Origin of the sequence: Streptomyces sp. NBC_00996 (assembly GCF_045162675.1) — a bacterium.
Taxonomy (GTDB): domain Bacteria; phylum Actinomycetota; class Actinomycetes; order Streptomycetales; family Streptomycetaceae; genus Streptomyces.
Genome location: NZ_CP108723.1, coordinates 2497609 through 2523198, shown reverse-complemented (window position 1 = coordinate 2523198; position 25590 = coordinate 2497609). Strand labels below are relative to the sequence as shown.

The following is a 25590-nucleotide window of genomic DNA, read 5'->3' as shown; positions in this document are numbered from 1 at the left end:
GTCATGAGCGATCGCGCGGTGCTGCACGTGAAGGGGCGGGTCCTCGTCGGGCCCGACGACGTCCGTGACGAACTCTGGGTCGTCGGCGGGAGGATCTCGTACGAGCGTCCCGCCGGCGCCCGTGACGTCCGTACGGTCGAGGGCTGGGCCCTGCCCGGACTCGTCGATGCGCACTGCCATGTCGGGCTGGACAGCCACGGTCCCGTCCCCGAGGGCGTCTCCGAGAAGCAGGCGCTGACCGACCGCGACGCGGGCACTCTGCTGATCCGGGACGCGGGCTCGCCCTCCGACACCCGCTGGATCGACGACCGCGACGACCTCCCGAAGATCATCCGCGCGGGCCGGCACATCGCGCGCACACGCCGCTACATCCGCAACTACGCGTGGGAGGTCGAGCCGGAGGACCTGGTCGCGTATGCCGCCCAGGAGGCCCGGCGAGGCGACGGCTGGGTCAAGCTGGTGGGCGACTGGCTCGACCGCGGCACGGGCGACCTGGGCGCCTGCTGGCCGCGCGGGGCGGTGGAAGCGGCGATCGCCGAAGCGCACCGCCTGGGCGCGCGGGTGACCGCGCACTGTTTCGCGGAGGATTCGCTCCGGGACCTGGTCGAAGCGGGCATCGACTGCATCGAGCACGCGACGGGCCTGACGGAGGACACCATCCCGCTGTTCGCCGAGCGCGGGGTCGCGATCGTCCCCACGCTGGTGAACATCGCGATCTTCCCGCAGCTCGCGGCCGGCGGCGAGGCGAAGTTCCCACGCTGGTCGGCGCACATGCGACGACTGCACGAGCGGCGCTACGACACCGTGCGCGCCGCGTACGACGCCGGAATCCCCGTCTACGTCGGCACGGACGCCGGCGGCTCACTCGCCCACGGACTGGCCGGCGCCGAGGTCGCCGAACTCGTCACCGCCGGTATCCCGCCCGTCGAGGCGCTGTCCGCCACGACGTGGGGCGCACGGCAGTGGCTCGGGCGGCCCGGCCTCGACGAGGGGGCGCCCGCGGACCTCGTGGTGTACGAGGCGGATCCGCGGGCGGACGTACGGGTGCTGGTGGCTCCGCGCCGGGTGGTGCTGAACGGGCGGGTGCTCGGCTAGGGCCGCCGTGCGTCGAGGTGGCGGGGCCCCGACCCGTGACAGGGACCGTTGCCTCCGGGCCCTGACCGGCACGGCGGTCAATGCGCCGCCGGCTGTGCGGGCAGGTTGAACACGTGCTGCGGGCTGATGATCTCCGTGATGGCCTGGCCGACGACGGTGCTGGGCTCCGCGCCCTGATAGTTGATGTCGGTGTTCAGCACCACCACGAGGGTCGCCTTCGCCGATGGGAGACAGATCGTCAGGGATTCGTATCCCGGCAGTGAGCCGTTGTGTCCGATCCAGCCCTGGACGTTGAAGATGCCGAGGCCGTACCCGGCGCCCGGAATCGGGGTCGGGGGCGTGGTGAGCCGCTGCTTCTGTGTGGCGGGGCTGATCATGCGGGAGCCGTCGGGAAACACGCCCGTGGCCACCGTGGGAGCCCAGGTGCGCAGATCGTTCAGCGTGGAGATCATCGCGCCGGCCGCCCAGCCCCACGACGGATTCCAGTCGGCTGCGTCCGCGACCTTCCCGTCCGCTGTCTGGTTCGTGTAACCCTGCGCGTGCGGGTTCGGGAACGCCGCGTCGGTCGGGAAGACGGTGTGATGCATTCCGGCCGGTGCGAGGACGTTCTTCTCGATGTAGTCCCCCAGCGGCAGGCCGCCTCGCTTCTCGACGACCAGGCCGAGCAGGATGAGGTTGGTGTTGGAGTAGTAGAACTTCTCGCCCGGCGGGAACAGCACGGGGTGCTTGAAGGAGTAGTCGAGCAGCTGCTGCGGTGTGAACGGCCGCTGCGGATCGGAGGTCAGAGCCCTGAAGAAGCCCGGATCCTCGGAGTAGTTGAAGAGTCCGCTGCGCATCCCGGCCAGCTGGCGCAGCGTGATCTTGTCGCCGTTGGGCACACCGGAGACGTACTTGCCGATCGGATCGTCCAGGCCCACTTTGCCCTCGTCGACCAGCTTCAACAGAGCCGTCACGGTGAAGGTCTTGGTCTCGCTGCCGATCCGCATGTACAGGTCCGGCGACATCCTCTGGCCGTTGCCCTTGTCGGCGACCCCGAACGACCGTACGTAGTTCCCCTTGTCGGGCGTCCAAATGCCCACGGTCACCCCGGGGATGTTCGCCTTCCGCATGACCTGCTGCACGGTCACGTCGAGCTGGTGCGTCACATCGGGGGTGAGGACGCGGACGCCGCCCGAGGGCGAGGCGGACGGCGAGGGTGGGTCGGTGGAGGCGACGGCGGCGTTCGTGGCCGTGTGACCGAGCGCGGGAACCCCTGAGGCGGTACCGCCCGCGAGCGGAACCATGAGGGTCCCCACCGCCGTGGCGGTGACGGCACCCCTGCGCAAGCGTCCGGATGAGTGCGGCATGGCTGACTCCAAGCATGGATGCCCCGCCCCACCCTCGGGCCCCAAGGCCCTGCAGACCAGCATAGGAGCGCCCCTGCCCCGCCGCCTGTCGAGCGGGCGGGCGGCCCGGTGACTACAGAATGCCTTCGACTTCTTGACGGAGCGTGACGAGTTGCCGGGGCGGCTCGTTGAACATCCTCGTCCGTGCGCCGGAGCGTCAACCGGCGTCATCGCGCAGGAGTGGTCGAGTGGGTGACGGCAGGGAACACCCGTGCCGCGAGATTCGAATTGATTCACGGAAACCCCACGCTGGAGTGAAGTCACGTCAGGCTGCTGACTGTTCACTCTCCCCGCGCCCCTGAAAAGGGGCGCGGGGAACTGCGCGAACGGGGTCCGGGGCGGAGGGGGCGAGAAACCCCTGCCTCAGACCCCGCCCACCGTCACCGCCCGGTCCAAGGCTTGCAGAAACCGGTTGACCGTCCTCCGGTCCCGGACCGCCAGCCGCAACCACTCCTCGTCGAGCCCGGGGAAGGTGTCCCCGCGGCGCACGGCGAAGCCAAGACCGCGAAGACGCCGCCGCACGGCGGCCGCGTGCGGGAGGCGGATCAGTACGAACGGCCCCTTCGCGGGCTCCGCGACCCGCAGCCCGTCCGTGCCGAACTCCTGGAGGCCGGCGACAAGATGGGTCCGATCCGCCGCGATACGGTGCGCCGCGTGCGCGGCCTCCGCCAGCGCCTGGGAGGACATACAGGCCTCGGCCGCGGCGAGGGCGGGGGTGGAGACGGGCCAGAGCGGCTGGGCACGCTCCAGCGAAGCGATCGTCTCGGGGGAGGCGAGGACGTAGCCGATGCGCAGTCCCGCCAGCCCCCATGTCTTCGTGAGGCTGCGCAGAACCACGAGCCCGGGCACGTCCGTCCGCCCGGCAAGCGCCTCCCGCTCACCCGGCACCGCGTCCATGAACGCCTCGTCGACCACCAACACCCGTCCGGGCCGAGTGAGTTCGGCGATCGACGCGGCCGGATGCAGCACCGACGTCGGATTGGTCGGATTGCCGATCACGACCAGGTCGGCGTCCTCGGGAACGGCAGCGGGGTCCAGGCGAAAGCCGTCCTCCGGGCGGAGCAGGACACGGTCGACCGCATGGCCCGCGTCCCGCAGCGCGGCCTCCGGCTCCGTGAACTGCGGGTGCACGACCACCGGTCGGCGGACTTTGAGGGCACGCGCGAGCAGCACGAACGCCTCCGCCGCGCCCGCCGTGAGCAGCACCCGCTCCACCGGCAGCCCGTGCCGCGCCGCCACCGCGGCCCGTGCGGCCCGTCCGTCCGGGTAGGCCGCGAGCCCGCTCAGCGACGCGGCGATCCGCTCGCGCAGCCACGGCGGAGGCGTGTCCGCGCGGACGTTCACGGCGAGATCGATGAGCGCCGAACCGTCGTCGCGCACCTCGGCGTCACCGTGGTGACGAAGATCGTGCGCACCGTCCGCGTGCACGTTCCCCTCGTGCGCCCCGCCCTCGGCCGCCCCCTCAGTGCGCATGGGAGTGCGACTGCGCGTGATCACCGTGGTGGTGCCCGTGATGGTGGTCACCGTCGTCGTCCGGGTGGAAGTGCGGCTGCTGGGGGAGCCCCACCTTGTCCTCGAATCCGGGCAGGGCGATGCGGTACACGCACGAGTCGCAGTTCATCCGCAGATCGCCCTGGACGGCCTCACGGTAGCGCTCCATGACGAGGTCGAGCAGCTCCGGCTCGGGGCCGATCACATCGGCGGACCGCACCTCGACCTCGGGGTGCGCGCCGGCCCAGCCCTCGGTCTGCTGCCGCACCCGGTCGGGAAGGATGCCCGTGAACAGGAAGTAGGGGAGCACGACGATCCGGCGCGCGCCCAACTTCACGCAGCGGTCGAGCCCGGACGGCACGTCCGGCGCCGCCAGTGACACGAACGCCGTCTCGACGCCCGCGTACCCCCGGCCCTCCCACAGCAGCCGCGCCGCCTTGTGCACCTCGGCGTTGGCGTCCGGGTCGGTGGAGCCGCGTCCGACGAGCAGCACCGTCACATCGGCCCGGTCCTCGGGCGTACGGGCCGTGCCTCCGAGGGCCTCGTCGAGCCGCCGCTCCAGGACGGCGAGCAGCGACGGGTGCGGGCCCAGCGGACGTCCGTACGTGTACGAGATCCCAGGGTGCCGCTCCTTCTCGCGGGCCAGCGCCGCCGGGATGTCTCCCTTGGCATGACCGGCGGACACCAGCATCAGCGGTACGGCGGCGAAACGCCGTACGCCCTGCTCGACCAGTTCGGTCACGGCGTCACCCAGCGGCGGCGGGGACAGCTCGATGAACCCGCCCGCGACGGGCAGTTCGGGGTGACGGCGCCCCACCTCCCGTACGAAGTCGCGGAAGGCCTCGGCTCCGGCCTCGTCCCGGGTGCCGTGTCCGGCGATGAGCAGGGCGGGGGGCGGGGTGGTCACGATTTCTCCTCAGCAGGCTCGGAGGCCTTGGTCACGGGGTGGTACAGCAGGGCGTTGAGTGCGGCGGCGGCGACCGCCGAACCGCCCTTCTCGGATACGTTGCTGACCGCGGGCAGCCCGCTCTCGCGCAACGCGGCCTTGGACTCTGCGGCGCCGACGAAACCGACGGGCAGACCGATGACGAGCGCCGGATCGGCATCCAGCGTCAGCAACTGCTCCAGGGCGGTCGGCGCGCAGCCGATCACCCACAGCGCGCCGGGCCCGACATCCTCGTACGCGAGCCGGATCGCATGGGCCGAACGGGTCAGGCCGGGCCCCGACTTGGCGTCCTTGAGACGGCAGACGGTGGCACGGCGGGTGATGCCCGCCGCGACCATCTCGACGTCCACCACGACGGGTGCTCCGGCGTGCAGCGCCGTGTGCGCCTTCTCAAGGGCGACCTCGTCGGTGACCAGGTCCGTCGCGTACTCCAGGTCGGCGGCGGAGTGGATGACCCGCTCCACCACCGCGCGCGTCAGCGGCGCGAAGTGCGAGGTGTCCAGGCGGGCGCGCAGCCGCCGGAAGGACTCCTGCTCGATGGGGTGCACGACCCGGGTCTCGGGGAACACCTGGCTCACTCGGCTCACTTGGGCTCCTCCTGCCAGCGGTAGCCGCGCGGTGTCACCATGCGCCCGGCGATCTCCCGGGTCGCCGTATTGCCCACGGTCACCACGGTCATCATGTCCACGATCGCCGGATCCAGGGACCCCAGCGTCGTCACCCGGCTCGACTCGTCGGCCCGGGAGGCATTGCGGACGACACCCACCGGCGTCGTCCGCTCCCGGTGCTCGGCGAGGATCGCGAGCGCCTTCGGCAGCTGCCAGTCCCGGCCGCGGCTGCGGGGGTTGTAGAAGGTGACCACGATGTCCGCCTCGGCCGCCGCGCGCACGCGCCGCTCGATGACCTCCCACGGCGTGTGGAGATCGGAGAGGCTGATCGACACGTGGTCGTGGCCGAGCGGCGCGCCCAGGATCGCCCCGGCCGCGAGCGCCGCGGTCACCCCGGGCACCCCGACCACGTCGATGTCGTCGGACGCCTCGGCCAGCGCGGGCGACGCCATCGCGTACACGCCCGCGTCGCCGCTGCCGATCAGCGCGACGGCCTGCCCGCGCCTCGCCTCCGCCACCGCCGTACGCGCACGCTCCTCCTCGGCGCCGAGACCCGACTCCAGGACCCGGGTCCCGGGTCGCAGCAGATCGCGGATCTGGTCGACGTACTGGTCGAGCCCGACGAGCACGCCGGCGCGACGGAGTTCGTCCTTGGCACGGGGCGTGAGCAGATCGCGCGCACCCGGTCCGAGCCCGACGACGGCGAGCCGTCCGCGCGCGGGCCGACGCACGACGGCGCAGGTCGCCATCGCCGGCTGCCCGTCCGCGCGCTCCGACTTCCGCTTGGGGACCAGGAGTTCACCACCGCGTACGAGTGCGGCGGCCTCCGCCACGGAAGGGGTCCCGACGGCGGCGAGCGGCGCGTCCGAGGGGTTCGGCACGGCCACCTTCGCCAACTCCTCGGCGGTGTACGTCACCACGGGCACCCCGAAGTGCTCGGCGGCCGCGACGATGCCGGGCTCGGCGGCCTTGGCGTCGACGCTGGCGATCTCGGCAACGGACTTCGCCGAAAGGCCGGCCCCCCGGAGGGCGTCCTCGACGAGCCCGAGTACCTCATCGACGGGCGCGCCCTTGGAGGCACCTACACCGACAGCGAGCGAGGGCGGCCGAAGCACGACCTGCCGCTCGACGGGTTCGACGGCACGGTCGGTGACGCGGATGACGGGTGTACCCGGCTGCGGGCCATCGTTCCGCTGGGCGATGGGGGTCCCCCCTGCTCGAGCGGAGCCGAGAGCTCGGGGGAGGGTGGGCGCGGCCCCCGGCGCCGGGTAGGTGACATTCGACGGCAACGCGGGCAGAGGCCACGGCAGCTCCGCCTCCAGCGTGACGGGCTCCCCGTCCAGCATGGCCCGGGAGACCCCGGCGACATCCCCCTCCACCGGGAACCCGAGCGTATCCAGCCCCGGCACCCCGACGGAGTCGGTCGCCGTGGTCACCACGGGCTGGGCCCCGAGCAACTCACCCACCTCGCGGGCGAGTTCGTTCGCACCGCCCCCGTGCCCGCCGACGAGGGACACGGCAAAGCGGCCCGCCTCGTCGACGCACACGACGCCGGGGTCGGTCGCCTTGTCGGAAAGGAGCGGCGCCACGAGCCGCACGGTCGCCCCGGTGGCGAGGAAGCACACCACCTGCTCGCACTGCGCGAACGCGGCCCGCACGGCGTCCCCCACGGACCCGTCGTACACCCGCGTACGGGTGGGCCAGGCGGTGGCGAGCCGGTCACGGGCCGCCGCCCCCGCCACCGTGGCGGAAATCAGGCCGATCACTGGGGGACTCCTTCGGTACGGGCCGGAGGCCGGACGCCCCACAGCAGAAAAACGGGATTGGTGGCGGCGAGCCGGGTGACGCCACCCGGCAGCGGCGCCAGCCGCGACGACTGCAGCAGCACGCCGTCGCAGTCGAACCCGGCGCCGGTGAGCGCGTCCCGGGCCGCCGGCACTCGGTCCAGCGCTGCCATGGCGACCACGACGGCACGCCGGGCCCGTCGCGCGCAGACCGTGACGATGGCGGGCAGTTCACGTCCGCCGCCGCCGATGAAGACCGCGTCGGGGTCGTCCAGATCGGACAGCACCGTGGGAGCGGCCCCGTGCACCACCTGTACGTCCACGCCGTGCGCCGCGGCGTTGGCTCGGATGCGGTCGCTGCCGTCCCGCGTCTTCTCGATCGCGGTGACGGCGGCACCGAACCGCGCGCACTCGACGGCGACGGACCCGGAGCCCGCGCCGACGTCCCAGATCAGCTCGCCGAGGCGCGGCCCGAGCCGGGCCAGCGCGAGCGCCCGCACCTCGAACTTGCTGATCATCGAGTCGCGGTGTGCGAACTCGCTCTCGTCCAGGGCCCATTGGGCAGGCCCGGACGGCGGCCCGGCGACGGTCCGCACGGGGGCGAGGGCACGTGACTCGTCCAGGCACAGGACGACGCTCACGGCCGTACCCCAGTCACGGGCCGCGGCCTCGGCGGGCGTGACCCGCTCCACCCGCTCGTGTTCGGGGTCGCCCAGGGCACTCGCCACGACGAGGATGCGTTCGGCGCTGCGGTACGCGAGGGCGGCGCCCAGCTCGGCGGGTCCGGAGCCGGGTCCGGTCAGCACGGCCACCTTGGGCCGGGCTCGGCAGACCTGGACGGCCGTGCGCAGATCACGCCCGTGCGCGCTGACGACCACCGCGTCGTCCCAGGGCAGCCCGAGCCGCGCGAAGGCGGTCGCGACGGACGAGACGCCGGGGCTGACGTCCAGCCGCTCCGCGCCGAACCGTTCGGCCAGCGCCCGCACGACCCCGAAGAACCCGGGGTCGCCGGAGGCGAGTACGACGACCCGGCCTTCCTGCTTCTCCCTATACCGTTCGATGGCGTCGAGGGCGGGTGCGAGCGGCCCGAGGACGATCTGTTCGGCCTCCTGCGGCGGCCGCGCGGCCGCCAGATGCCGCCGGGCACCCACGACCAGCCCGGCCTCGGCGAGAGCGGACGTGGCCTCCGGGGGCAGCGGCGCCCCCGTCCCCGTACCGAAGACACTGATCACGACGGATTGCCCTTCCGCGCCGCGCGCAGCTCCGCACGCGCCTGCGGGTCGGCCTTGCGGAACCCGTGGAAGTGACCGGGGTGGTAGAGGTGCGAGCGGGTGCCGCTCGCGTCGAGTGCCGGGCCGACCAGGAAGAGGGTGTGCTTCCAGAGCTTGTGCTCCTTGACGGTCTCCTCCAGCGTCTCGATCGTGCACTTCACGATCAGCTCCTCCGGCCAGGTCGCCTGATAGGCGACCACGACCGGCGTGGAGGTGGGGTAGCCGCCCTCCAGCAGCTCCCGGACCAGCTGGCCGCTGCGGGCGGCCGAGAGGAACAGCGCCATGGTCGTCCCGTGCCGGGCGAACTCGCGGACCTCCTCACCGGGCGGCATCGGCGTCTTGCCGCCGCCGAGCCGGGTGAGGATCACGGACTGGGCGACCTCGGGAATCGTCAGTTCGCGCTGTGCGAGCGCGGCCACGGCGGAGAAGGAGGAGACGCCCGGGATGATCTCGGTCTCGATGCCGATCTCCGCACACCGGTCGACCTGCTCCTGCGTACCGCCCCACAGGGCCGGGTCGCCGGAGTGGATCCGAGCCACCCGCAGGCCCTCCGCGTGGGCCCGCCGGTACACGGCGACGACGTCCTCCAGCGACATGGTCGCCGAATCGAGGATCTCCGCGCCCTCGCGCGCGTGGTCGAGGACCTCGGCCTGCACCAGGCTGGCCGCCCAGATCACGACGTCGGCCTCGGCGATGGCGCGCGCGGCGCGGAACGTCAGCAGGTCGGCGGCGCCGGGCCCTGCCCCGACGAAGGTCACCTTGCCGGTGGGGGCATCGGCCATGGAAATCGGTCCTCTCCTACGAAAAACTCGGGTGTTGCGAAAAGTCAGTGCCCGCGCGGCCGTCGTCGGACGTGCGCGAACGGGGGTCGATCGGATAGCAAGGGCCTATGGCGGTGCTCGTCGCGCTCGGCGCGTTCCTGATGACGCTGGCCGGCGGCTGGACGGCACAGCGCGTGACCGACCGCCGCCACCTGGTGCTGGGCCTGGCCGGCGGCCTGATGCTCGGTGTGGTCGGCATGGACCTGCTGCCGGAGGCGCTGCACGCGGCGGGCGAGGAGGTCTTCGGCGTCCCCGCCGCGCTGCTGCTGTTCGTGGCCGGGTTCCTGCTGGCTCATCTGGTGGAACGCCTGCTGGCCCACCGTCAGGCCGCGCACGGCGGCGAGGAGAACGGCGGGCGCGCGCCCGAGGTGGGCCTGACGGCGGCCGCCGCGATGGTCGGCCACAGCGCGATGGACGGTGTCGCGATCGGCGCCGCTTTCCAGGTCGGCGGCGGCATGGGTCTGGCGGTCGCTCTCGCGGTGATCGCCCACGACTTCGCGGACGGCTTCAACACGTACACGATCACGAGCCTGTACGGGAACGCCCGTCGCAAGGCGATCACGATGCTGGTCGCGGACGCGGCGGCCCCGGTGGTCGGCGCGGCCTCCACGCTCTTCGTCACCATCCCCGAGAAGCTGCTCGGTTGCTATCTCGGCCTCTTCGGCGGCGTACTGCTCTACCTCGCCGCCGCCGAGATCCTCCCCGAGGCGCACCACGAGCACCCGGCCCGTTCGACCCTGCTGTGCACGGTCGCGGGCGTGGGCTTCATCTGGCTGGTGGTGGGCATCGCGGCCTGATCCGCACCTCACAGCTTTCCGCCGCGTCCGCCAACGCGCAGAGCGGGCGCGATGAGCGTGGACAGGTACGGCAGGGGCCCACCGTCCAGTTCGCCCGCCGGCCTGATCGACTGGTCCTCGAGCCCGAGCGCCGAGCCCCACACGGCGTCGTCGATGCGTCCGGTCTCGCGCAGCGCTTCCGCGACCTCGCGCGCCTGCCGCCCGAACTTGTACGCGACGACCGTGCCGGGCCCGTTCAGGGCGTCCTTGAGCACTGCGGCCCCGGCGGTCACCGGCACCAGGGTGAGCGGCTCGGTTCCCTCCGTGAGCACGGCGCCCGACCGCGCGGCGAGGTCCTGCATGGCGGTGATACCGGGCACGGTCTCGATCTCCGTGCCCGGTACGAGCTCCCCGATGGTCTGCGCGAGATAGGTGAAGGTCGAGTACACGTTGGGGTCGCCGATGGTGGCGAAGGCTACGGAGGCGTGCCTCTTGAGCAACTCCGCGACGCGCGCGCCGGCGGCATCCCAGGCGGCCTCGCGCCGCCCCCGGTCGCTCCGCTCGTTGAGCGCGAAGACGACTCGTACGACCTTCTCCTCGGGCACGTAGTGCAGGACGGTCGCCTCGGCGCGCCCCCGCTCCCCGGTGTCCATGACAGGCACCACGACGACCTCGGCGGTCCGCAGAGCGTTGACGCCCTTGACGGTCACCAGCTCCGGATCGCCGGGGCCGACCCCGACCCCGATCAGCTTGCTGCTCATGACGTCAGGCACCTCTCGACGAACCGACGGGCGATACCGGGCTCGGACGCCCAGTGCGTGTGCAGATAACTCGCGTGCACACCTTGTTGTACGAAACCTTCGACGCGCTTTTGAGGGGCGCGCACCCCCCAGGCGGGAGCCGCCCCGGCGCCGGGCTCGACGACGGTCCGGTGGAACTCGTGCCCGCGCAGCCGGGTCCCGGCCCCGGCGAGCACACTGTCGGACACGGCGACCGCGTCCCGGTAGCCCAGGGTGAGCCGCTCGCTCATCCGGGCCGTGGCGTCGAGCACCCCGCACATGGGCTGCCCGTCGAGCTCACGGCACAGGTAGAGCAGCCCGGCACACTCGGCGGCAACGGGCGCGCCACTGAGCGCGAGCTCGGAAACGGCCTTGCGGAGCGGCTCGTTGGCGGACAGCTCGGGCGCGTACACCTCGGGAAACCCGCCCCCGATCACCAACCCGCCCGTCCCCTCGGGCAGTTGCTCGTCCCGCAGGGGGTCGAACGTGACGACTTCGGCCCCGGCGGCGGCGAGCAGCTCGGCATGCTCGGCGTAGGAGAAGGTGAAAGCGGCACCACCGGCAAGGGCGATGGTCTTGCACTTCGGCCGTGCGGGCACCATCCGACCCGGGCCCGCACCATTCGGCCCGTCCGGTGTTCGAGGACGATTCCACCCGGCACTCCCCACCCGACCGACCGGGGCCGGCACCTCCAGCCTGTCCGGCGATTGAGGACGAGGCCGTTCAGGCCGATCCGGGGGTCTGGCGGAGGAGCCCCCGGGCACGGGAACGGGCAGGGGCGGAGGGGACGAGGAAAGCACGGCCTCAGCCGCATCCCAAGCCGCACCCGACAACGCGGGCGCGCTACGGGCCAGCGCGAAGAGCGCGTCGAGATCGCACCCCTCGCGCACCTGCGCGGCCATGGCGGCCACCGCCTCGACGGCCTGCGCGCGCCGCTCGGCCACGGGCACCAGCCCAAGATGCCGAGCAGGCGTGTCCACCTGCTGAACCCGCCGAAGCACCCCAAGGACAGGCACCCCGGACTCGTCCAACGCCTCCCGCAGCATCCCCTCATGCCGCTCGGACCCCACCTTGTTGAGGATCACCCCCGCGACCCGCACCTCGGGATCCCAGGAAGCGAACCCATGCACCAGCGCGGCAACGGATCGCGACTGCGACGACGCATCCACCACCAGCACGACAGGCGCCCGGAGCAACTTCGCGACATGAGCCGTGGAGGCCAGCTCCCCCTGCCCCGCGGCCCCGTCGAACAGCCCCATCACACCCTCGACGACGGCGAGATCGCACCCACGCGCACCATGCGCGAACAACGGAGCGATCAACTCCGCGCCGCACAGATACGCGTCGAGATTCCGCCCCACACGCCCGGTCGCGAGCGCGTGATACCCGGGATCGATGTAGTCGGGCCCCACCTTGTGCGGGGACACGGCAAGCCCCCGCGAGGCGAAGGCCGCCATCAGCCCCGTGGCAACGGTGGTCTTGCCGCTGCCCGAGGAGGGCGCGGCGATGACCAGCCGAGGGACGGACATCACCACTCGATACCCCTCTGGCCCTTCTGGCCGGCGTCCATCGGGTGCTTGACCTTGGACATGTCGGTCACCAGATCGGCGAACTCGACGAGCTTCTCGGGGGCATTGCGCCCCGTGATCACGACATGCTGGGTCCCCGGCCGATCCCGCAGCACGGCCACCACCTCATCGACATCCACCCACCCCCAGTGCATGGGGTACGCGAACTCGTCGAGGACGTACAGCCGATACGTCTCGGCGGCGAGGTCCCGCTTGACCTGCTCCCACCCCTCGCGGGCCTTCTCCTCGTTGTCCATCTGGGAGTCGCGCTGGACCCAGGACCAGCCCTCGCCCATCTTGTGCCAGTCGACGGACCCGCCCTCACCGGACGCGCCCAGCACACGCAGCGCGTTCTCCTCACCGACCTTCCACTTCGCCGACTTGACGAACTGGAACACCCCGATGGGCCACCCCTGATTCCAGGCACGCAGCGCGAGCCCGAAGGCGGCGGTCGACTTGCCCTTCCCGATCCCCGTGTGCACGACGACAAGTGGCCGATTCCGGCGCTGTCGCGTCGTCAGGCCGTCGTCCGGCACCGCACTCGGCTGTCCCTGCGGCATTACGCGGCCCTCCTCGGAGTCCTCTGCGTCTCCTGCACATCACGCACGAGCCCGGCGATGGAATCGGCGCGCAACTCGTCCAACGTCACCGCGGTGCCGCCCAGTTCACCGGCGAGCCGACCCGCGAGCCCGAGCCGCACGGGCCCCGCCTCGCAGTCGACGACGACGGACGCGACCCCCTCGGCGGCGAACAACCGGGCCGCCCGCCCGGCCAGCGCGACCGGCTCCGGCCCACCCGTGGCCCGCCCGTCCGTCACCACGACAACCAGCGGCCGCCGGGCGGCGTCCCGCAGCCGCTCGACCCGCAGCACCTCGTGCGCACGCAGCAGCCCGGCCGCGAGCGGCGTCCGCCCACCCGTGGGCAGCGACTCCAGCCGGGCCGCGGCGGCGTCCACCGAGGACGTGGGCGGCAGGGCGACCTCGGCCGCGGACCCTCGAAACGTCACGAGCCCCACCTTGTCCCGCCGCTGATACGCGTCGAACAGCAGCGACAGCACCGCACCCTTCACGGCACTCATCCGCTGCCGCGCCGCCATCGACCCGGAGGCGTCGACGACGAAGAGCACGAGGTTCCCCTCACGCCCCTCCCGCGTCGCCTGGCGCAGATCGTCCCGCCGTACGACCAGACCGCGCCCCGACCGCCCGCGCACCCGCTGATGCGGCGCCGCCGCCTGCACGGTCGCCGCCAGGTGCAGCTTGGTGAGCGCTCCTCGGGGCCGTCGCGACCCGGTCGTCCGCCCGTGCTCGGTCCGCGCCCGCGAACGCCGGCCGGCCGCGCCCTCGCCGAGACCGGGCACGCTCAGCACCTTCGTACGAAAGGGTTCGGCGGCCCGTACCGGGGACTGCTCGCCGACCGCCTGAGGCTGTCCGCCCTCGCCCGCTTCGGCCTGCGCGGCAGCGTCCCCCGGCGCCTGAGGCGCCGAACCGTCGTCGGGCCCGTCCTGAGGCGGCCGCCCGCCGCCACCGGGCCCGTCCGGGTCGGGATCGTCGTCGCCGTCCCCGTCCTGACCGCCGAACTCCTCCAGCGTCTCGTCGAGCTTGTCCTCGTCGAGTCCCGGCGCGTCGAAGGGGTTGCGGCGCCTGCGGTGCGGCAGCGCGAGCAGCGCCGCCTGTCGTACGTCCTCGGCGAGCACCTCGGTCCGCCCCGCCCAGGCGGCCAGCGCGGTCGCGGTGCGCGCCATGACGATGTCGGCCCGCATGCCGTCCACCTCGAAGGCCGCGCAGGTCGCCGCGATCTGCCGCAGCGCCCCGTCCCCGAGCCGCACGGACGGCAACAGCTCGCGCGCCGCCACGATCCGCGCCCGCACGGCGGACTCCTCGTCGGCCCACCGCGCGGCGAAGACGTCGGGATCGTCGTCGTACGCCAGCCTGCGCCGCACGACCTCGACCCGCTGATCGGGCTCCCGCGAGGCCGCGACCTCGACGGTGAGCCCGAACCGGTCCAGCAACTGCGGCCGCAGCTCGCCCTCTTCGGGGTTCATGGTCCCGACGAGCAGGAAGCGGGCGGCGTGCCGTACGGAGACGCCCTCGCGTTCGACGTACGAGGCGCCCATCGCGGCGGCGTCGAGCAGCAGGTCGACGAGGTGGTCGTGCAGCAGATTCACTTCGTCGACGTAGAGGATCCCGCGATGCGCGTCGGCGAGCAGCCCCGGCTCGAAGGCCTTCACGCCCTCCGCGAGCGCCCGCTCGATGTCGAGAGCGCCGACGAGCCGGTCCTCGGAGGCACCGACCGGCAACTCCACCATGCGGGCGGGCCGCCGGGTGCCCGTCCCGGGCTCGTGCGGCCCGTCCGGGCAGGCCGGATCGGGCGACGCCGGCGCACACGAGAAACGGCACCCGGCGACGACGTCCACCTGCGGCATGAGGGCCGACAGGGCGCGGACGGCGGTGGACTTGGCGGTGCCCTTCTCGCCACGGACCAGCACACCGCCCACGGCCGGCGACACGGCGTTCAGCAGCAGTGCGAGCCGCAGGTCGTCCTGACCGACAACTGCCGTGAACGGAAACGGAGTACTCACTGGTCGTCGCCCTCCAGGTCGCCTTCGAGCTCCAGATAGGTGGCGCGCAGCCGCTCCAGGGTGTCGGCGTCCGGCTCGGCCCACAGCCCGCGGTCGGCGGCCTCCAGCAGGCGCTCGGTGATGCCGCGCAGCGCCCAGGGGTTGGACTTCTTCATGAAGTCCTGGTTCTCCGGATCGAAGACGTACTCCGCGCTGAGCTTCTCGTACATCCAGTCGTCCACGACCCCGGCCGTGGCGTCGTACCCGAAGAGGTAGTCGACGGTCGCGGCCATCTCGAAGGCGCCCTTGTAGCCGTGGCGCCGCATCGCCGCCATCCAGCGCGGGTTGACGACCCGCGCGCGAAAGACGCGATGCGTCTCCTCGCCGAGGGTCCGGGTCTTCACCTGGTCCGGTACGGCGCTGTCACCGACGTACGCCTCCGGGCTCGCGCCGGTCAGATGGCGCACCATGGCGACCATGCCGCCGTGGTACTGGAAGTAGTCGTCCGCGTCCACGAGGTCGTGCTCTCGGGTGTCGACGTTCTTCGCGGCGACGGCGATGCGCTTGAACGCCGTCTCCATGTCGCCGCGCGCCGCCCGCCCGTCGAGTCCGCGCCCGTACGCGTAGCCGCCCCACACCGCGTACACCTCGGCGAGGTCCGCGTCGGAGCGCCAGTTGCGCGCGTCGATCAGAGGAAGCAGGCCGGCCCCGTACGCGCCCGGCTTGGAGCCGAAGATACGGGCCGTCGCGCGCCGCCGGTCGCCGTGCTCGGCGGTGTCCTCGTCGGCGTGCGCCCGCACGTAGTTCCGGTCGGCGGGCTCGTCCAGTTCGGCGACCGCGCGCACCGCGTCGTCGATGAGCCCGACGACGTGGGGGAACGCGTCCCGGAAGAAGCCGGAGATCCGGACCGTGACGTCGATGCGCGGCCGGCTCAGTTCCTCCAGGGCCACGACCTCGAAGCCGGTCACCCGGCGCGACGCGTCGTCCCACACCGGGCGGCAGCCGAGCAGCGCGAGGATCTCCGCGATGTCGTCGCCCTGGGTGCGCATCGCGGACGTGCCCCAGACCGTCAGACCGACGGACGTCGGGTACTCGCCGGTGTCCTGGAGGTAACGGGCCACGAGCGAGTCGGCGAGCGACTGCCCGACCTCCCAACTCAGCCTGGACGGGATCGCCTTGGGGTCGACGGAGTAGAAGTTGCGGCCGGTCGGCAGGACGTTCACGAGTCCACGGGTCGGCGAACCCGACGGGCCCGCCGGGACGTAACCGCCGTCGAGGGCCTTGAGGATGTGGTCGATCTCGTCCGTGGTACGGGCGAGCCGAGGCACGACCTCACGGCAGGCGAACTCCAACACCGCAACGGCCTCCGGGAGTTCGACGCCCAGGACGTCCCGGACGAGCGCCGCGCTCTCGGCGGTCACCCAGCCGCGTTCCTCCATGCCCTCGGCGATCCGGCGGCACAGCTGCTCCAGCAGATCGATCGCGTCGGCCGCCGTGCGGGACGGACCCTCGACGAGATCCGTCAGCTCGACCGGCACCTTCACCGGCGCGCCGGGCTCGGCGAGCAGCTCCTTCTCGACCAGGCCGAAGTGCTCGGCGAGGCAGGCCCGCAGACCGGGCAGCGCGTTGGCCGCGCCGCCCCACACCTGAGAGGCGCGCAGCACGGCCAGCACGAGATTCACCCGCGGCTCGGCCTCCGGCCCGCCACCGAGAATGTGCAGGCCGTCCCTGATCTGTACGTCCTTGATCTCGCACAGATAGCCGTCGATGTGCATGACGAACTCGTCGAAGTCGCCGTCGTCCGGCTGCTCGTCCACATGCAGGTCGTGGTGGAGCTCCGCCGCCTTGACCAGGGTCCAGATCTGGGCGCGGACCGCCGGGGCCTTGGTCGGGTCCAGGTCGGACACGAGGGCGTACTCGTCGAGGAGCTGCTCCAGCTTCGCCAGATCGCCGTACGTGTCCGCGCGCGCCATCGGCGGTACCAGGTGGTCGACGACGGTGGCGTGACCGCGGCGCTTGGCCTGGGTGCCCTCGCCCGGGTCGTTGACGATGAACGGGTAGACGAGGGGGAGTTCACCGAGGACGGCGTCGGGCGCGCAGCCGCTGCCGAGACCGAGCCCCTTGCCCGGCAGCCACTCCATCGTGCCGTGCTTGCCCATGTGCACGATGGCGTCGGCGCCGAACGAGTTCTCCAGCCACCGGTAGGCCGCCATGTAGTGGTGCGACGGCGGCATGTCCGGGTCGTGGTAGATCGCGATCGGGTTCTCGCCGAAGCCGCGCGGCGGCTGGATCATCACGACGACGTTCCCGAACTGGAGGCAGGCCAGCACGATGTCGTCGCCGTCGACGTAGAGGGAGCCCGGCGGCTCGCCCCAAGCTTCCAGCATGCCGTCGCGCAGCTCGGGGTCGAGCTTGTCGAACCACGCCCGGTAGTCGGCGAGCGGCACGCGCGCGGGGGCCGCGGCGAGCTGTTCCTCGGTGAGCCACTCGACGTCGTGACCGCCGGCCGCGATGAGCCGGTGGATCAACTCGTCGCCGCCCGCGGGGTATTCGGTGAGGCTGTACCCGGCACCCCGCAGCGCGTCCAGCACCCGTACGGCCGAAGCGGGGGTGTCGAGCCCCACCGCGTTGCCGACCCGCGAGTGCTTGGTCGGGTAGGCGGTGAAGACGAGCGCGAGCTTCTTCTCGGTGTTCGGCTTGTGCTTCAACTGCGCGTGGCGCAGGGCGATTCCGGCGACCCGCGCGGCCCGCTCGGGGTCGGCGACGTACACCGGCACATCGTCGGGGCCCTGCTCCTTGAAGGAGAACGGCACGGTGATGAGCCGCCCGTCGAACTCCGGGATCGCGACCTGCATCGCCGCGTCCATGGGGGAGAGGGCGGCGTCCGACTCGTCCCAGGCACTCTTCGACGAGGTCAGACAGAGCCCTTGCAGGACAGGGATGTCGAGGTCGGCGAGCGCGCCGATGTCCCAGGCCTCCTCGTCGCCCCCCGCGGACGCCTGCGAGGCGTGCGTGCCGCCCGCCGCGAGCACGGTGGCGACCAGCACGTCCGCCGTGTCGAGGATCTCGAACAGGCCCGAGTCGGCGCCGCGCAGCGAACCGCAGTACACGGGAAGGGCATTGACCCCGCGCGCCTCGATCGCGTCGCACAGCGTGTCGACGAAGGCGGTGTTGCCGGACAGCTCGTGCGCCCGGTAGAAGAGCACGCCGACGGTCGGGCGGCCGGCGACCAGGGCAGGCTCGCCGTGCACGCCGTACTCGGGCATCTTCTGCGGCTCGACGAACCCCTCGCCCGTGAGGAGCACCGTGTCGGAGAGGAATCGGGTCAGCTCGGTGAGGTTCTCCGGGCCGCCCTCCACGAGGTACCGCAGCGCCTCTGCGACCACACCGGCCGGCACCGACGACTCGGCCATCAACTCCGCGTCCGGGACGGCCTCTCCGCCGAGCAGCACGGTCGGGATGCCCGACGCCTTGAGCGTGCTCAGGCCGGCCTCCCAGGCGCGCTTGCCGCCGAGCAGCCGTACGACGGCGATGTCCGCGCCCTCGATGAGCCCCGGGAGCTCCTCCGTGACATCCACCCGGGTCGGATTGCCGATCCGGTACGGGGCGCCGCAGGCACGCGCCGCCAGCAGGTCCGTGTCGGCGGTCGACAACAACAACACTGTGCTCATGCGGGCGCTCCCGGTGGAATGAAAGGCAGTCCTGACGGCGCGCCCGACTCGATGAGCCGCCACAGCGCGTCCGTGTCCGCGTGTTCCTCGATCAGATCGCCGAGCCGGTCCAGCTGCTCCTCGCGCAGCGCCGCGAACGACGTGTCGGCGGCCGGCACGAAGCGGCGGCCCGCGGCGGCCGCCACCTCGCGCAGGAAGGCGCGCCGGAATCCGTCCGACTCCAGCGAGCCGTGCCAGTGCGTGCCCCAGACGGCGCCGACCCGGCACCCGTCCAGGCTGTGTCCCCTGGCATCGGAGATGAACGCATCCCCGCCCGTGACGTCGGCGACTCCGTGGTGGATCTCGTACCCCTCGACGCGCTCGCCGAGCGCCTCGCCGACGGGCCGGGCGAGGGTCTTCTCGCGCGCGAACCGCACGCGTACGGGGAGGAGTCCGAGGCCGTCCATCTGGCCTCGGCGGCTTTCGACCTCGTCGTCGATGTGCTCGCCGAGTATCTGGAAGCCACCGCAGATGCCCAGCACGGGCCGTCCCCCGGCGGCTCTGCGCGCGATCGCGTCCGCCAGCCCCCGCTCCCGCAGCCACTCCAGTGCCTTCACCGTCCCCCGGGTTCCCGGTAGGACGACAAGGTCCGCGTCGGCCAGCTCCTCGGCCCGGTCCACGAACCGCACGACGACACCCGGCTCGGCGGCCAGCGCGTCCACGTCCGTGAAGTTGGACATGAGCGGGATCGCGCAGACGGCGACCCGGAGGATGTCCTCGCCGACAGGAGAGGCGACCTCCGACTCCCGGACCGCCCCGCGCAGCGACACCCCCATCCCGTCCTCCTCGTCGATGCCGAGGCCGTGCTGGAAGGGCAGGACACCGTACGAGCGCCGCCCGGTGAGGCCGTGCAGCATCTCGAGCCCGGGCTCCAGCAGGGAGACGTCCCCGCGGAACTTGTTGACGAGGAACCCGGCGACGAGCTCCTGGTCCTCGCGCGACAGCAGCGCGACCGTCCCGAAGAACGAGGCGAACACGCCCCCGCGGTCGATGTCGCCGACGACGAGCACAGGGAGCCGGGCATTCCTGGCGATCCCCATGTTCACGATGTCGGTACGCCGCAGATTGATCTCGGCAGGACTGCCGGCTCCCTCGCAGATCACCGCGTCATACGTGCCCCGCAACTCGGCGAGGCAGTCCAGCACGGTCCCGAGGAGCTGTTCCTGCCGCCCTCCGTGGTAGCCGCGCGCCGACAGCTCCCCCACGGGCTTGCCCATGAGGACGACCTGACTGCTCCGGTCACTCCCCGGCTTGAGGAGTACGGGATTCATGAGCGCGGTGGGCTCCACGCGCGCGGCCTGCGCCTGCATGGCCTGCGCGCGCCCGATCTCGGCGCCCTCACGCGTCACGAACGAATTGAGCGACATGTTCTGCGCCTTGAAGGGCGCGACCTTGACGCCCCGTCGCACCAGCCACCGGCAGACCCCGGCGGTCACGACGCTCTTGCCGGCGTCGGAGGTGGTTCCGGCGATGAGCAGTCCATGACCCGTCATGATGTCGTCCTCCACCGCTGTGTGCCGTCGTTCCGCAGGGCGCTGGGGGTCCCCCCTGGTCGAGCGAGGCCGAGAGCCCGGGGGAGGGTGGGCACAGCCCGCGGCGCCGGGTGCCTCGTCACCCGACCCCACAGCAGAGCCCCCGCCGCACTCGCCCCCAGCGCCAGCCAGCTCACCCGTCGCGACAACCGCACGGCCCGTTCGATGTCGCGCACCGCAACAGCTCGGCCCGCCCCGTTGAGCACGGGCCGATGCTCGACCCGCCCCCCGTAGGAGAGGGTCCCCCCGAGCCGTACCCCGAGCGCCCCCGCGAACGACGCCTCCACGGGCCCCGCGTTGGGACTCGGATGCTTGGGCGCGTCCGTGCGCCAGGCGCGCACGGCCCCGCGCCGGTCGCGTCCCGCGACGGCGGCGAGCACGGCGGTCAACCGTGCGCCCGGCCAGCCCGCGACATCGTCGAGCCGTGCGGAAGCCCACCCGTACCGCCGGTACTTGGGGGACTTGTGCCCGACCATGGCGTCGAGCGTGTTCACGGCACGGAAGGCGACGAGCCCCGGCACGCCGCCGACAGCCCCCCACACCAGGGCGCCCACCACTGCGTCGGAGGTGTTCTCGGCGACGGACTCGACGACCGCTCGCGCGATGCCGTCGCTGTCCAGTGCCTGCGGATCACGCCCGCACAGATGAGGCAGCCGCTCCCGGGCCACCTCGACATCGCCGACCGCGAGCGCGTCGCCGATCGCGCGCGCCTCGCGCCCGAGGGAGGTCCCTCCGACGACGGCCCAAGTGGCGGCGGCGGTCAGTGCGATGGAGGCGGTACGGGATCGACGTACGGAATGACGGGCCAGGGCCGCGAGCCCGGTGGCACCGCCCGCGCACACGACGGTGTGCAGCGCGCCCCACCCGCGGTGGTCCCGCCACAGCACACGCTCCACGGCTCCCGCGGCCCGCCCGAACGCGGCGACCGGATGCCCCCGGCGAGGGTCGCCGAGCAGCAGGTCACCGAGAAGGCCGGCGGCGGCGCCGTACGCGAAGACGCGATCGGCACGCACCGGTTCAGCCGACCGTCAGGTCGGGCACAACTGTCGTTCGCGTACTTCGCGTCGTTCGCACAGAACTTGGGCAGCCGCGCATGGCGTTATGTCCTCACTCAGGGTGTCCACGCCCTGGTTCGACGAGACCGGCGGTGAGAGTTCCTGGCTCCCGGGGACTTACTTCCCCGGTGACAGTGGCGGGACCGCGCCGGACTCACACCGGCTTCCTCTCATGCCGCCGTACTTGGCTCGGGCAGTCCACCACGGGGTTAGAACAGCCGTCAACTTGCTGTTGACCTGGGGCGGAAGAGTGTGCTGAGGCCCACACGGGGCCGGATTGCGTCTGGCCGACCGAATCCGGCCTCTCTGGACTGAAAAGGAGAATTCGGAGAGCGGTAGAGGGCGGTGGAGACCCATCCTCCGGGGGGCCTGTGCCGCTGTGTGCGGCGACGCCAGGGTTTGCGGGGGCGGCCGAATGCCTCCGGGGCACCGACTCTCAAGCGGAGGAGGTCTGCGTGGTCGACGGGGGGCCGTCCGCACGCGTGTGGCGCACCAGCAGTTACCGCCGCATCGCCCCTCCTCGGGCCAATGGCTCAACTGATGCTGAAGTCCCGCGCGGCTTTGTCGATCAGGTCGACCGCCGCCTCACCGTCGAGCGCGCTGTCGGTGAGTTGCGCGAAGCACTCCGGGTAGCGGGCCAGGAGTTCGTGGTCGTCACGGATGGCGAGCTGCCCCGCGGCGTGCTCCACCCACAGCAGGTCGTCGGTGAAAAACCGCGGGGCGGCGCGGCACCAGTGGGTGCCGCGCCGCCCCGCGGACGGAATCGGGAAGAGGATTCGCTTGTGGCGTCAGGCCACGATGATGAAGATCCCGTACGCCACTGCCGCCGCGCACGCCGCGAAGCAGGCGTAGGCGCCGGTGACCGCGAGGGTGGCGGAGCCGCCCCGGGCCGACGCCGACTCGCGCTTCGAGAGGCCGACGATGCCGAGGGTGAAGAGGCCGACGAGGCCCACGGTGGCGAGGAGGCTGACTCCGAAGACGGAGGCGAGGGCTGCCCAGTCGATGTTCATGCTGTTCGTTCCTTACACCGTGGCCGGGCGGGTGGGCTCCGCGTCCGGGGCCGGGATGGTGGTCTTCAGGTCGGTGTCGGCCGTGGCGATCGAACCGGCCGGCGGCGGGGTGACAGCGGCGATCGCCGTGGTGATGACGCCCGCGGGCTCGGCGACGTCGTTCACGTTGTCGACGGTGACCGGCTGGCGGCGCGAGAGGGTCCAGATGACCCCGGCGCCGGCGACGAGCAGCACGCCCGTGGCGACGATGCCCCACGTGCCCTGCTTGGTGAGGAACTCGGCCGAGGCGCCGGCCAGACCGGCGGCCGGCAGCGTCAGGACCCACGCGACGAACATCCGGGTCGCGGTCGACCAGCGGACGACACCGCCCCTGCGGCCCAGGCCGGAGCCCATCACGGCGCCGGAGCAGACCTGGGTGGTGGAGAGGGAGAAGCCGATGTGCGAGGAGGCCAGGATGGCGGTCGCGGCGCTGGTCTGGGCGGCGAAGCCCTGCTGCGGCGCGAGGTCCGTCAGACCCTTGCCCATGGTGCGGATGATGCGCCAGCCGCCCAGGTAGGTGCCGAGCGCGATGGCCGTACCGGCCGAGACGATGACCCAGGTGGGAGGGTTCGAGCCCGGGGCGAGGACGCCTCCGGTGACCAGGGCCAGGGTGATGATGCCCATCGTCTTCTGGGCGTCGTTCGTGCCGTGTGCCAGCGAGACCAGGCCGGCGGAGGCGATCTGGCCCGCGCGGTAGCCCTTGGCGGTGGCCTTCTCCTCGGCGCGGTTGCCGATCCTGTACGTCAGCCGGGTGGCCAGCATCGCGGCGAGTCCGGCCACGATGGGCGCGGCGACCGCGGGTATCAGCACCTTGGTGACAACGGTCGAGCCGTTCACCGACGACCAGCCGGCCGACATGACCGCGGCGCCGATCAGGCCGCCGAAGAGTGCGTGGGAGGAGCTGGAGGGCAGACCCAGAAGCCAGGTCAGCAGATTCCAGAGGATGGCGCCGACGAGCGCCGCGAAGATCACTTCGGTGCGGATGCCCTCTTCGTTGATGATCCCGCCGGAGATCGTCTTGGCGACCTCCACGGAGAGGAACGCGCCGACGAGGTTCAGCACGGCGGACATGGCCACCGCCGTCTTGGGCTTCAGAGCGCCGGTCGAGATGGTCGTCGCCATCGCGTTGGCAGTGTCGTGGAAACCGTTCGTGAAATCGAACACGAGAGCGGTGACGATCACGATTCCGAGGAGGAGCGTGATGTGTTCCATTTACCCAGGCTTCTGTTTGACGTCAGTGGCATGTGGACCGTAGGCAACCTGGGTGAACGGAAGATGAACTGAGGCAGGCGGTGGGGTGTCTCAAACGGTGGACCGCCCCTCCGTTTGTGACGAAGGGGCGGTCCGGTGCCTCGAACGGAGGCGGAATACAGGGCTCCGCTATCAGTTCCTAGCCTCGCGCGAGCCTCTTGAGTGCGGCCATGGATCCGTTGAAGAGATTTTGGTCACCCGGCAGGCTGCCGTGGTTGTCGTACTGCCAGAACGTCCAGTACGACCAGCCGGCGGGCAGCGCACCCGCGTCCGCCGAGTCGTAGCGGGCGAGCCACAGGGCGTGGTTCGCGGCGAAGGCGCGACTGCCGCCTGTGCAGGTGTTCCACCAGTGCGTGGTCGTGTAGATCACCGGGCGGCGACCGGTCTCCCGCTTGACCTCGTCGCTGAACGCCTTGATCCAGCTCACCATCCTGGCCTTGCTCAGGCCGTAGCACTTGTGGCTGCTGTACGGGTTGTACTCGATGTCCAGCGCGGGCGGCAGCGTCCAGCCGTCCGAGCGCCAGGCGCCGCCGTTGCGCACGAAGTACGCGGCCTGGGCGGTGCCGGACGACTTGTTCGGCACCGCGAAGTGATAGGCGCCACGGAGGATGCCCGCGTTGCGCGCGCCGTTGTACTGCCGGCTGAAGTACGGATTGCGGTACGTGTGGGACTCGGTCGCCTTGACGTAGACGAAGCGGGCGCCCTTTGCTTTCGCGCTCTGCCAGTGGACGTTCTTCTGGTGCGAGGAGACGTCGTGCCCTTTGGGCTTGCTCGCTGCGGAGGCCGGAACCGCGACGAGGGCGGTCCCACCCGCGGTGAGCGCCCCCACGATGGCCGTTGCCGCGACGACGCGGGCACGGCGACGGAATGGTTTGTGATCACGGGCCATATTTCCCCCCGGAATGGCGACGTGCACGACAAATCCCCCAGAGGTTACTGGAAGATCAGTGCATGCCCATCGATCGCCAGCCAATCGCCAACAGAGGGGGATGTATGCCCATATGCGAACTTACGGATGCGCGGGTTCCGCCCTAAAGTGCCCTCGCCTGCGGCGGGTTGACGTCTGAGCCTGGCAGGATCGCGGCATGGCTGAGCAGCGGCGGGACGCACGGGACGTGCGGGAGGACGCACAGGATGCCCCCGGACGGGGCGAGTTGGGTGCGCGGGACGCGCGGGACGTGCGGGACGCGGTGGAACGGGCGTGGGACGACCTCGTCCTGACGGCCCGCCGGACGGTGGCCGACGGGCTGGTCGTCGGTACGTCGGGCAATGTGTCGGTACGAGTCGGCGGCACCGTCCTGGTCACGCCCACGGGAGTGCCGTACGACCGGCTGGCGCCCGACGACGTCGTCGGCGTCGATCTCGACGGCCGGCAGGTGCTCGGTTCGCTTCTTCCGACAAGCGAACTGCCGATGCACCTCGCGATCTACCGCGCCACCGACGCGCGCGCCGTCGTCCACACCCACGCCGCGCACGCGACGGCGGTTTCCACGCTCGTCCCCGAGCTCCCGCTGATCCACTACATGGCGGGCGCCCTCGGCGGCCCGGTCCGTGTTGCCCCCTATGCGACATACGGCACTCCGGAGTTGGCCGAGAACATGCTCCGGGCTCTCGCCGACCGCACCGCCTGCCTTCTGCAGAACCACGGCACCATCGCCCACGGGGACTCCTTGAACCAGGCGTACGACCGCACGGCCCAGCTGGAGTGGATGTCCCGCGTCTGGCTCCTGGCCTCCTCGGTCCCTGGCCTGACACCCACGCTGCTGTCACCCCGGCAGACCCAGGAGGCGGGGGAGCGGCTACGGGGGTACGGGCAGCGGGGCTGAGCGACGCCGGGCGGACGAGACGTACGAATCCGGCGATGCCGCATCACCCGCACCACGAGAGCGCACACGCCCCGACCCTGGCACAA

Annotated in this window: 21 protein-coding genes and 1 riboswitch; of the genes, 3 read left to right on the top strand and 18 right to left on the bottom strand. The window is 71.9% G+C overall.

Features of this window, described 5'->3' with window-relative positions; translation table 11 throughout:
- Positions 1 to 3 precede the first annotated feature (3 nt).
- Complete coding sequence (locus tag OG390_RS12020; protein ID WP_406167339.1) at positions 4 to 1095, top strand: amidohydrolase family protein; 1092 nt, start codon at positions 4 to 6, stop codon at positions 1093 to 1095.
- Positions 1096 to 1172: 77 nt separating this feature from the next.
- Here the strand turns inward: OG390_RS12020 and OG390_RS12015 are convergent, their stop codons facing one another.
- The 7 genes from OG390_RS12015 to cobM all read right to left on the bottom strand — a co-directional run bounded on the left by OG390_RS12015 (position 1173) and on the right by cobM (position 9362).
- Complete coding sequence (locus OG390_RS12015; protein WP_406167338.1) at positions 1173 to 2441, bottom strand: serine hydrolase domain-containing protein; 1269 nt, start codon at positions 2439 to 2441, stop codon at positions 1173 to 1175.
- Between the two features lie 402 nt (positions 2442 to 2843).
- A complete protein-coding gene (gene cobC / locus OG390_RS12010) occupies positions 2844 to 3953 on the bottom strand; it encodes an Rv2231c family pyridoxal phosphate-dependent protein CobC (RefSeq protein WP_406177626.1) in 1110 nt (369 codons plus the stop codon).
- Entirely contained in the window at positions 3943 to 4878 is a 936-nt protein-coding gene (locus OG390_RS12005; RefSeq protein WP_406167336.1) for a sirohydrochlorin chelatase, read from the bottom strand. The genes cobC and OG390_RS12005 overlap by 11 nt, the downstream gene beginning before the upstream one ends.
- Complete coding sequence (locus tag OG390_RS12000) at positions 4875 to 5495, bottom strand: precorrin-8X methylmutase (protein WP_406177624.1); 621 nt, start codon at positions 5493 to 5495, stop codon at positions 4875 to 4877. The genes OG390_RS12005 and OG390_RS12000 overlap by 4 nt, the downstream gene beginning before the upstream one ends.
- Before the next feature lie 5 nt (positions 5496 to 5500).
- The gene (gene cobJ / locus OG390_RS11995) at positions 5501 to 7291 is read right to left on the bottom strand and encodes a precorrin-3B C(17)-methyltransferase (RefSeq protein WP_406167335.1); all 1791 of its coding nucleotides are present in this window, start codon (positions 7289 to 7291) and stop codon (positions 5501 to 5503) included.
- Positions 7288 to 8541, bottom strand: a complete 1254-nt coding sequence (gene cbiE, locus OG390_RS11990; protein ID WP_406167333.1) for a precorrin-6y C5,15-methyltransferase (decarboxylating) subunit CbiE — start codon at positions 8539 to 8541, stop codon at positions 7288 to 7290. The genes cobJ and cbiE overlap by 4 nt, the downstream gene beginning before the upstream one ends.
- Entirely contained in the window at positions 8538 to 9362 is an 825-nt protein-coding gene (cobM, locus tag OG390_RS11985; protein ID WP_406167331.1) for a precorrin-4 C(11)-methyltransferase, read from the bottom strand. Before cobM ends, cbiE begins: the two co-directional genes overlap by 4 nt.
- Before the next feature lie 107 nt (positions 9363 to 9469).
- On the opposite strand from cobM, the gene OG390_RS11980 reads away from it, so the two are divergent.
- Complete coding sequence (locus tag OG390_RS11980; protein ID WP_406167329.1) at positions 9470 to 10198, top strand: ZIP family metal transporter; 729 nt, start codon at positions 9470 to 9472, stop codon at positions 10196 to 10198.
- An 8-nt stretch (positions 10199 to 10206) separates the two neighbouring features.
- Here OG390_RS11980 and cobI read toward each other — a convergent pair whose 3' ends face one another.
- The 11 genes from cobI to OG390_RS11925 all read right to left on the bottom strand — a co-directional run bounded on the left by cobI (position 10207) and on the right by OG390_RS11925 (position 24567).
- Complete coding sequence (cobI, locus tag OG390_RS11975; protein WP_406167328.1) at positions 10207 to 10938, bottom strand: precorrin-2 C(20)-methyltransferase; 732 nt, start codon at positions 10936 to 10938, stop codon at positions 10207 to 10209.
- Entirely contained in the window at positions 10935 to 12485 is a 1551-nt protein-coding gene (locus OG390_RS11970; protein WP_406167326.1) for a cobyrinate a,c-diamide synthase, read from the bottom strand. The genes cobI and OG390_RS11970 overlap by 4 nt, the downstream gene beginning before the upstream one ends.
- Positions 12485 to 13084 carry a cob(I)yrinic acid a,c-diamide adenosyltransferase gene (gene cobO / locus OG390_RS11965; RefSeq protein ID WP_406167324.1) on the bottom strand — a complete coding sequence of 200 codons (600 nt, stop codon included), beginning with the start codon at positions 13082 to 13084 and terminating at the stop codon, positions 12485 to 12487. The genes OG390_RS11970 and cobO overlap by 1 nt, the downstream gene beginning before the upstream one ends.
- Entirely contained in the window at positions 13084 to 15102 is a 2019-nt protein-coding gene (locus OG390_RS11960; RefSeq protein WP_406167322.1) for a putative cobaltochelatase, read from the bottom strand. Before OG390_RS11960 ends, cobO begins: the two co-directional genes overlap by 1 nt.
- The gene (gene cobN, locus OG390_RS11955; protein WP_406167321.1) at positions 15099 to 18752 is read right to left on the bottom strand and encodes a cobaltochelatase subunit CobN; all 3654 of its coding nucleotides are present in this window, start codon (positions 18750 to 18752) and stop codon (positions 15099 to 15101) included. Before cobN ends, OG390_RS11960 begins: the two co-directional genes overlap by 4 nt.
- Positions 18749 to 20284 (bottom strand): cobyric acid synthase, encoded by a 1536-nt coding sequence (locus OG390_RS11950; protein ID WP_406167319.1) that lies wholly within the window; start codon positions 20282 to 20284, stop codon positions 18749 to 18751. The genes cobN and OG390_RS11950 overlap by 4 nt, the downstream gene beginning before the upstream one ends.
- Positions 20281 to 21336 carry a cobalamin biosynthesis protein gene (locus OG390_RS11945; RefSeq protein ID WP_406167318.1) on the bottom strand — a complete coding sequence of 352 codons (1056 nt, stop codon included), beginning with the start codon at positions 21334 to 21336 and terminating at the stop codon, positions 20281 to 20283. The genes OG390_RS11950 and OG390_RS11945 overlap by 4 nt, the downstream gene beginning before the upstream one ends.
- A gap of 117 nt (positions 21337 to 21453) precedes the next feature.
- Positions 21454 to 21597, bottom strand: a riboswitch (cobalamin riboswitch).
- Between the two features lie 314 nt (positions 21598 to 21911).
- Complete coding sequence (locus tag OG390_RS11940; RefSeq protein WP_406167316.1) at positions 21912 to 22067, bottom strand: hypothetical protein; 156 nt, start codon at positions 22065 to 22067, stop codon at positions 21912 to 21914.
- A 99-nt stretch (positions 22068 to 22166) separates the two neighbouring features.
- A complete protein-coding gene (locus OG390_RS11935; protein ID WP_406167314.1) occupies positions 22167 to 22388 on the bottom strand; it encodes a hypothetical protein in 222 nt (73 codons plus the stop codon).
- A 12-nt stretch (positions 22389 to 22400) separates the two neighbouring features.
- The gene (locus OG390_RS11930; protein ID WP_406167312.1) at positions 22401 to 23639 is read right to left on the bottom strand and encodes an anion permease; all 1239 of its coding nucleotides are present in this window, start codon (positions 23637 to 23639) and stop codon (positions 22401 to 22403) included.
- Between the two features lie 178 nt (positions 23640 to 23817).
- The gene (locus OG390_RS11925; protein ID WP_406167310.1) at positions 23818 to 24567 is read right to left on the bottom strand and encodes a lysozyme; all 750 of its coding nucleotides are present in this window, start codon (positions 24565 to 24567) and stop codon (positions 23818 to 23820) included.
- Between the two features lie 196 nt (positions 24568 to 24763).
- On the opposite strand from OG390_RS11925, the gene OG390_RS11920 reads away from it, so the two are divergent.
- On the top strand, positions 24764 to 25504 hold the full coding sequence (locus OG390_RS11920; protein ID WP_406167308.1) for a class II aldolase/adducin family protein: 741 nt from the start codon (positions 24764 to 24766) through the stop codon (positions 25502 to 25504).
- Positions 25505 to 25590 lie beyond the last annotated feature (86 nt).

What these genes read in the sequence shown, in the direction of transcription:
- OG390_RS12020 (WP_406167339.1), top strand. Translation starts at nt 4, where the DNA reads ATGAGCGATCGCGCGGTGCTGCACGTGAAGGGGCGGGTCCTCGTCGGG.
- OG390_RS12015 (WP_406167338.1), bottom strand. Translation starts at nt 2,441, where the DNA reads ATGCCGCACTCATCCGGACGCTTGCGCAGGGGTGCCGTCACCGCCACG.
- cobC (WP_406177626.1), bottom strand. Translation starts at nt 3,953, where the DNA reads ATGCGCACTGAGGGGGCGGCCGAGGGCGGGGCGCACGAGGGGAACGTG.
- cobM (WP_406167331.1), bottom strand. Translation starts at nt 9,362, where the DNA reads ATGGCCGATGCCCCCACCGGCAAGGTGACCTTCGTCGGGGCAGGGCCC.
- OG390_RS11980 (WP_406167329.1), top strand. Translation starts at nt 9,470, where the DNA reads ATGGCGGTGCTCGTCGCGCTCGGCGCGTTCCTGATGACGCTGGCCGGC.
- cobI (WP_406167328.1), bottom strand. Translation starts at nt 10,938, where the DNA reads ATGAGCAGCAAGCTGATCGGGGTCGGGGTCGGCCCCGGCGATCCGGAG.
- OG390_RS11970 (WP_406167326.1), bottom strand. Translation starts at nt 12,485, where the DNA reads ATGTCCGTCCCTCGGCTGGTCATCGCCGCGCCCTCCTCGGGCAGCGGC.
- cobO (WP_406167324.1), bottom strand. Translation starts at nt 13,084, where the DNA reads ATGCCGCAGGGACAGCCGAGTGCGGTGCCGGACGACGGCCTGACGACG.
- cobN (WP_406167321.1), bottom strand. Translation starts at nt 18,752, where the DNA reads ATGAGCACAGTGTTGTTGTTGTCGACCGCCGACACGGACCTGCTGGCG.
- OG390_RS11950 (WP_406167319.1), bottom strand. Translation starts at nt 20,284, where the DNA reads ATGACGGGTCATGGACTGCTCATCGCCGGAACCACCTCCGACGCCGGC.
- OG390_RS11935 (WP_406167314.1), bottom strand. Translation starts at nt 22,388, where the DNA reads ATGAACATCGACTGGGCAGCCCTCGCCTCCGTCTTCGGAGTCAGCCTC.
- OG390_RS11930 (WP_406167312.1), bottom strand. Translation starts at nt 23,639, where the DNA reads ATGGAACACATCACGCTCCTCCTCGGAATCGTGATCGTCACCGCTCTC.
- OG390_RS11925 (WP_406167310.1), bottom strand. Translation starts at nt 24,567, where the DNA reads ATGGCCCGTGATCACAAACCATTCCGTCGCCGTGCCCGCGTCGTCGCG.
- OG390_RS11920 (WP_406167308.1), top strand. Translation starts at nt 24,764, where the DNA reads ATGGCTGAGCAGCGGCGGGACGCACGGGACGTGCGGGAGGACGCACAG.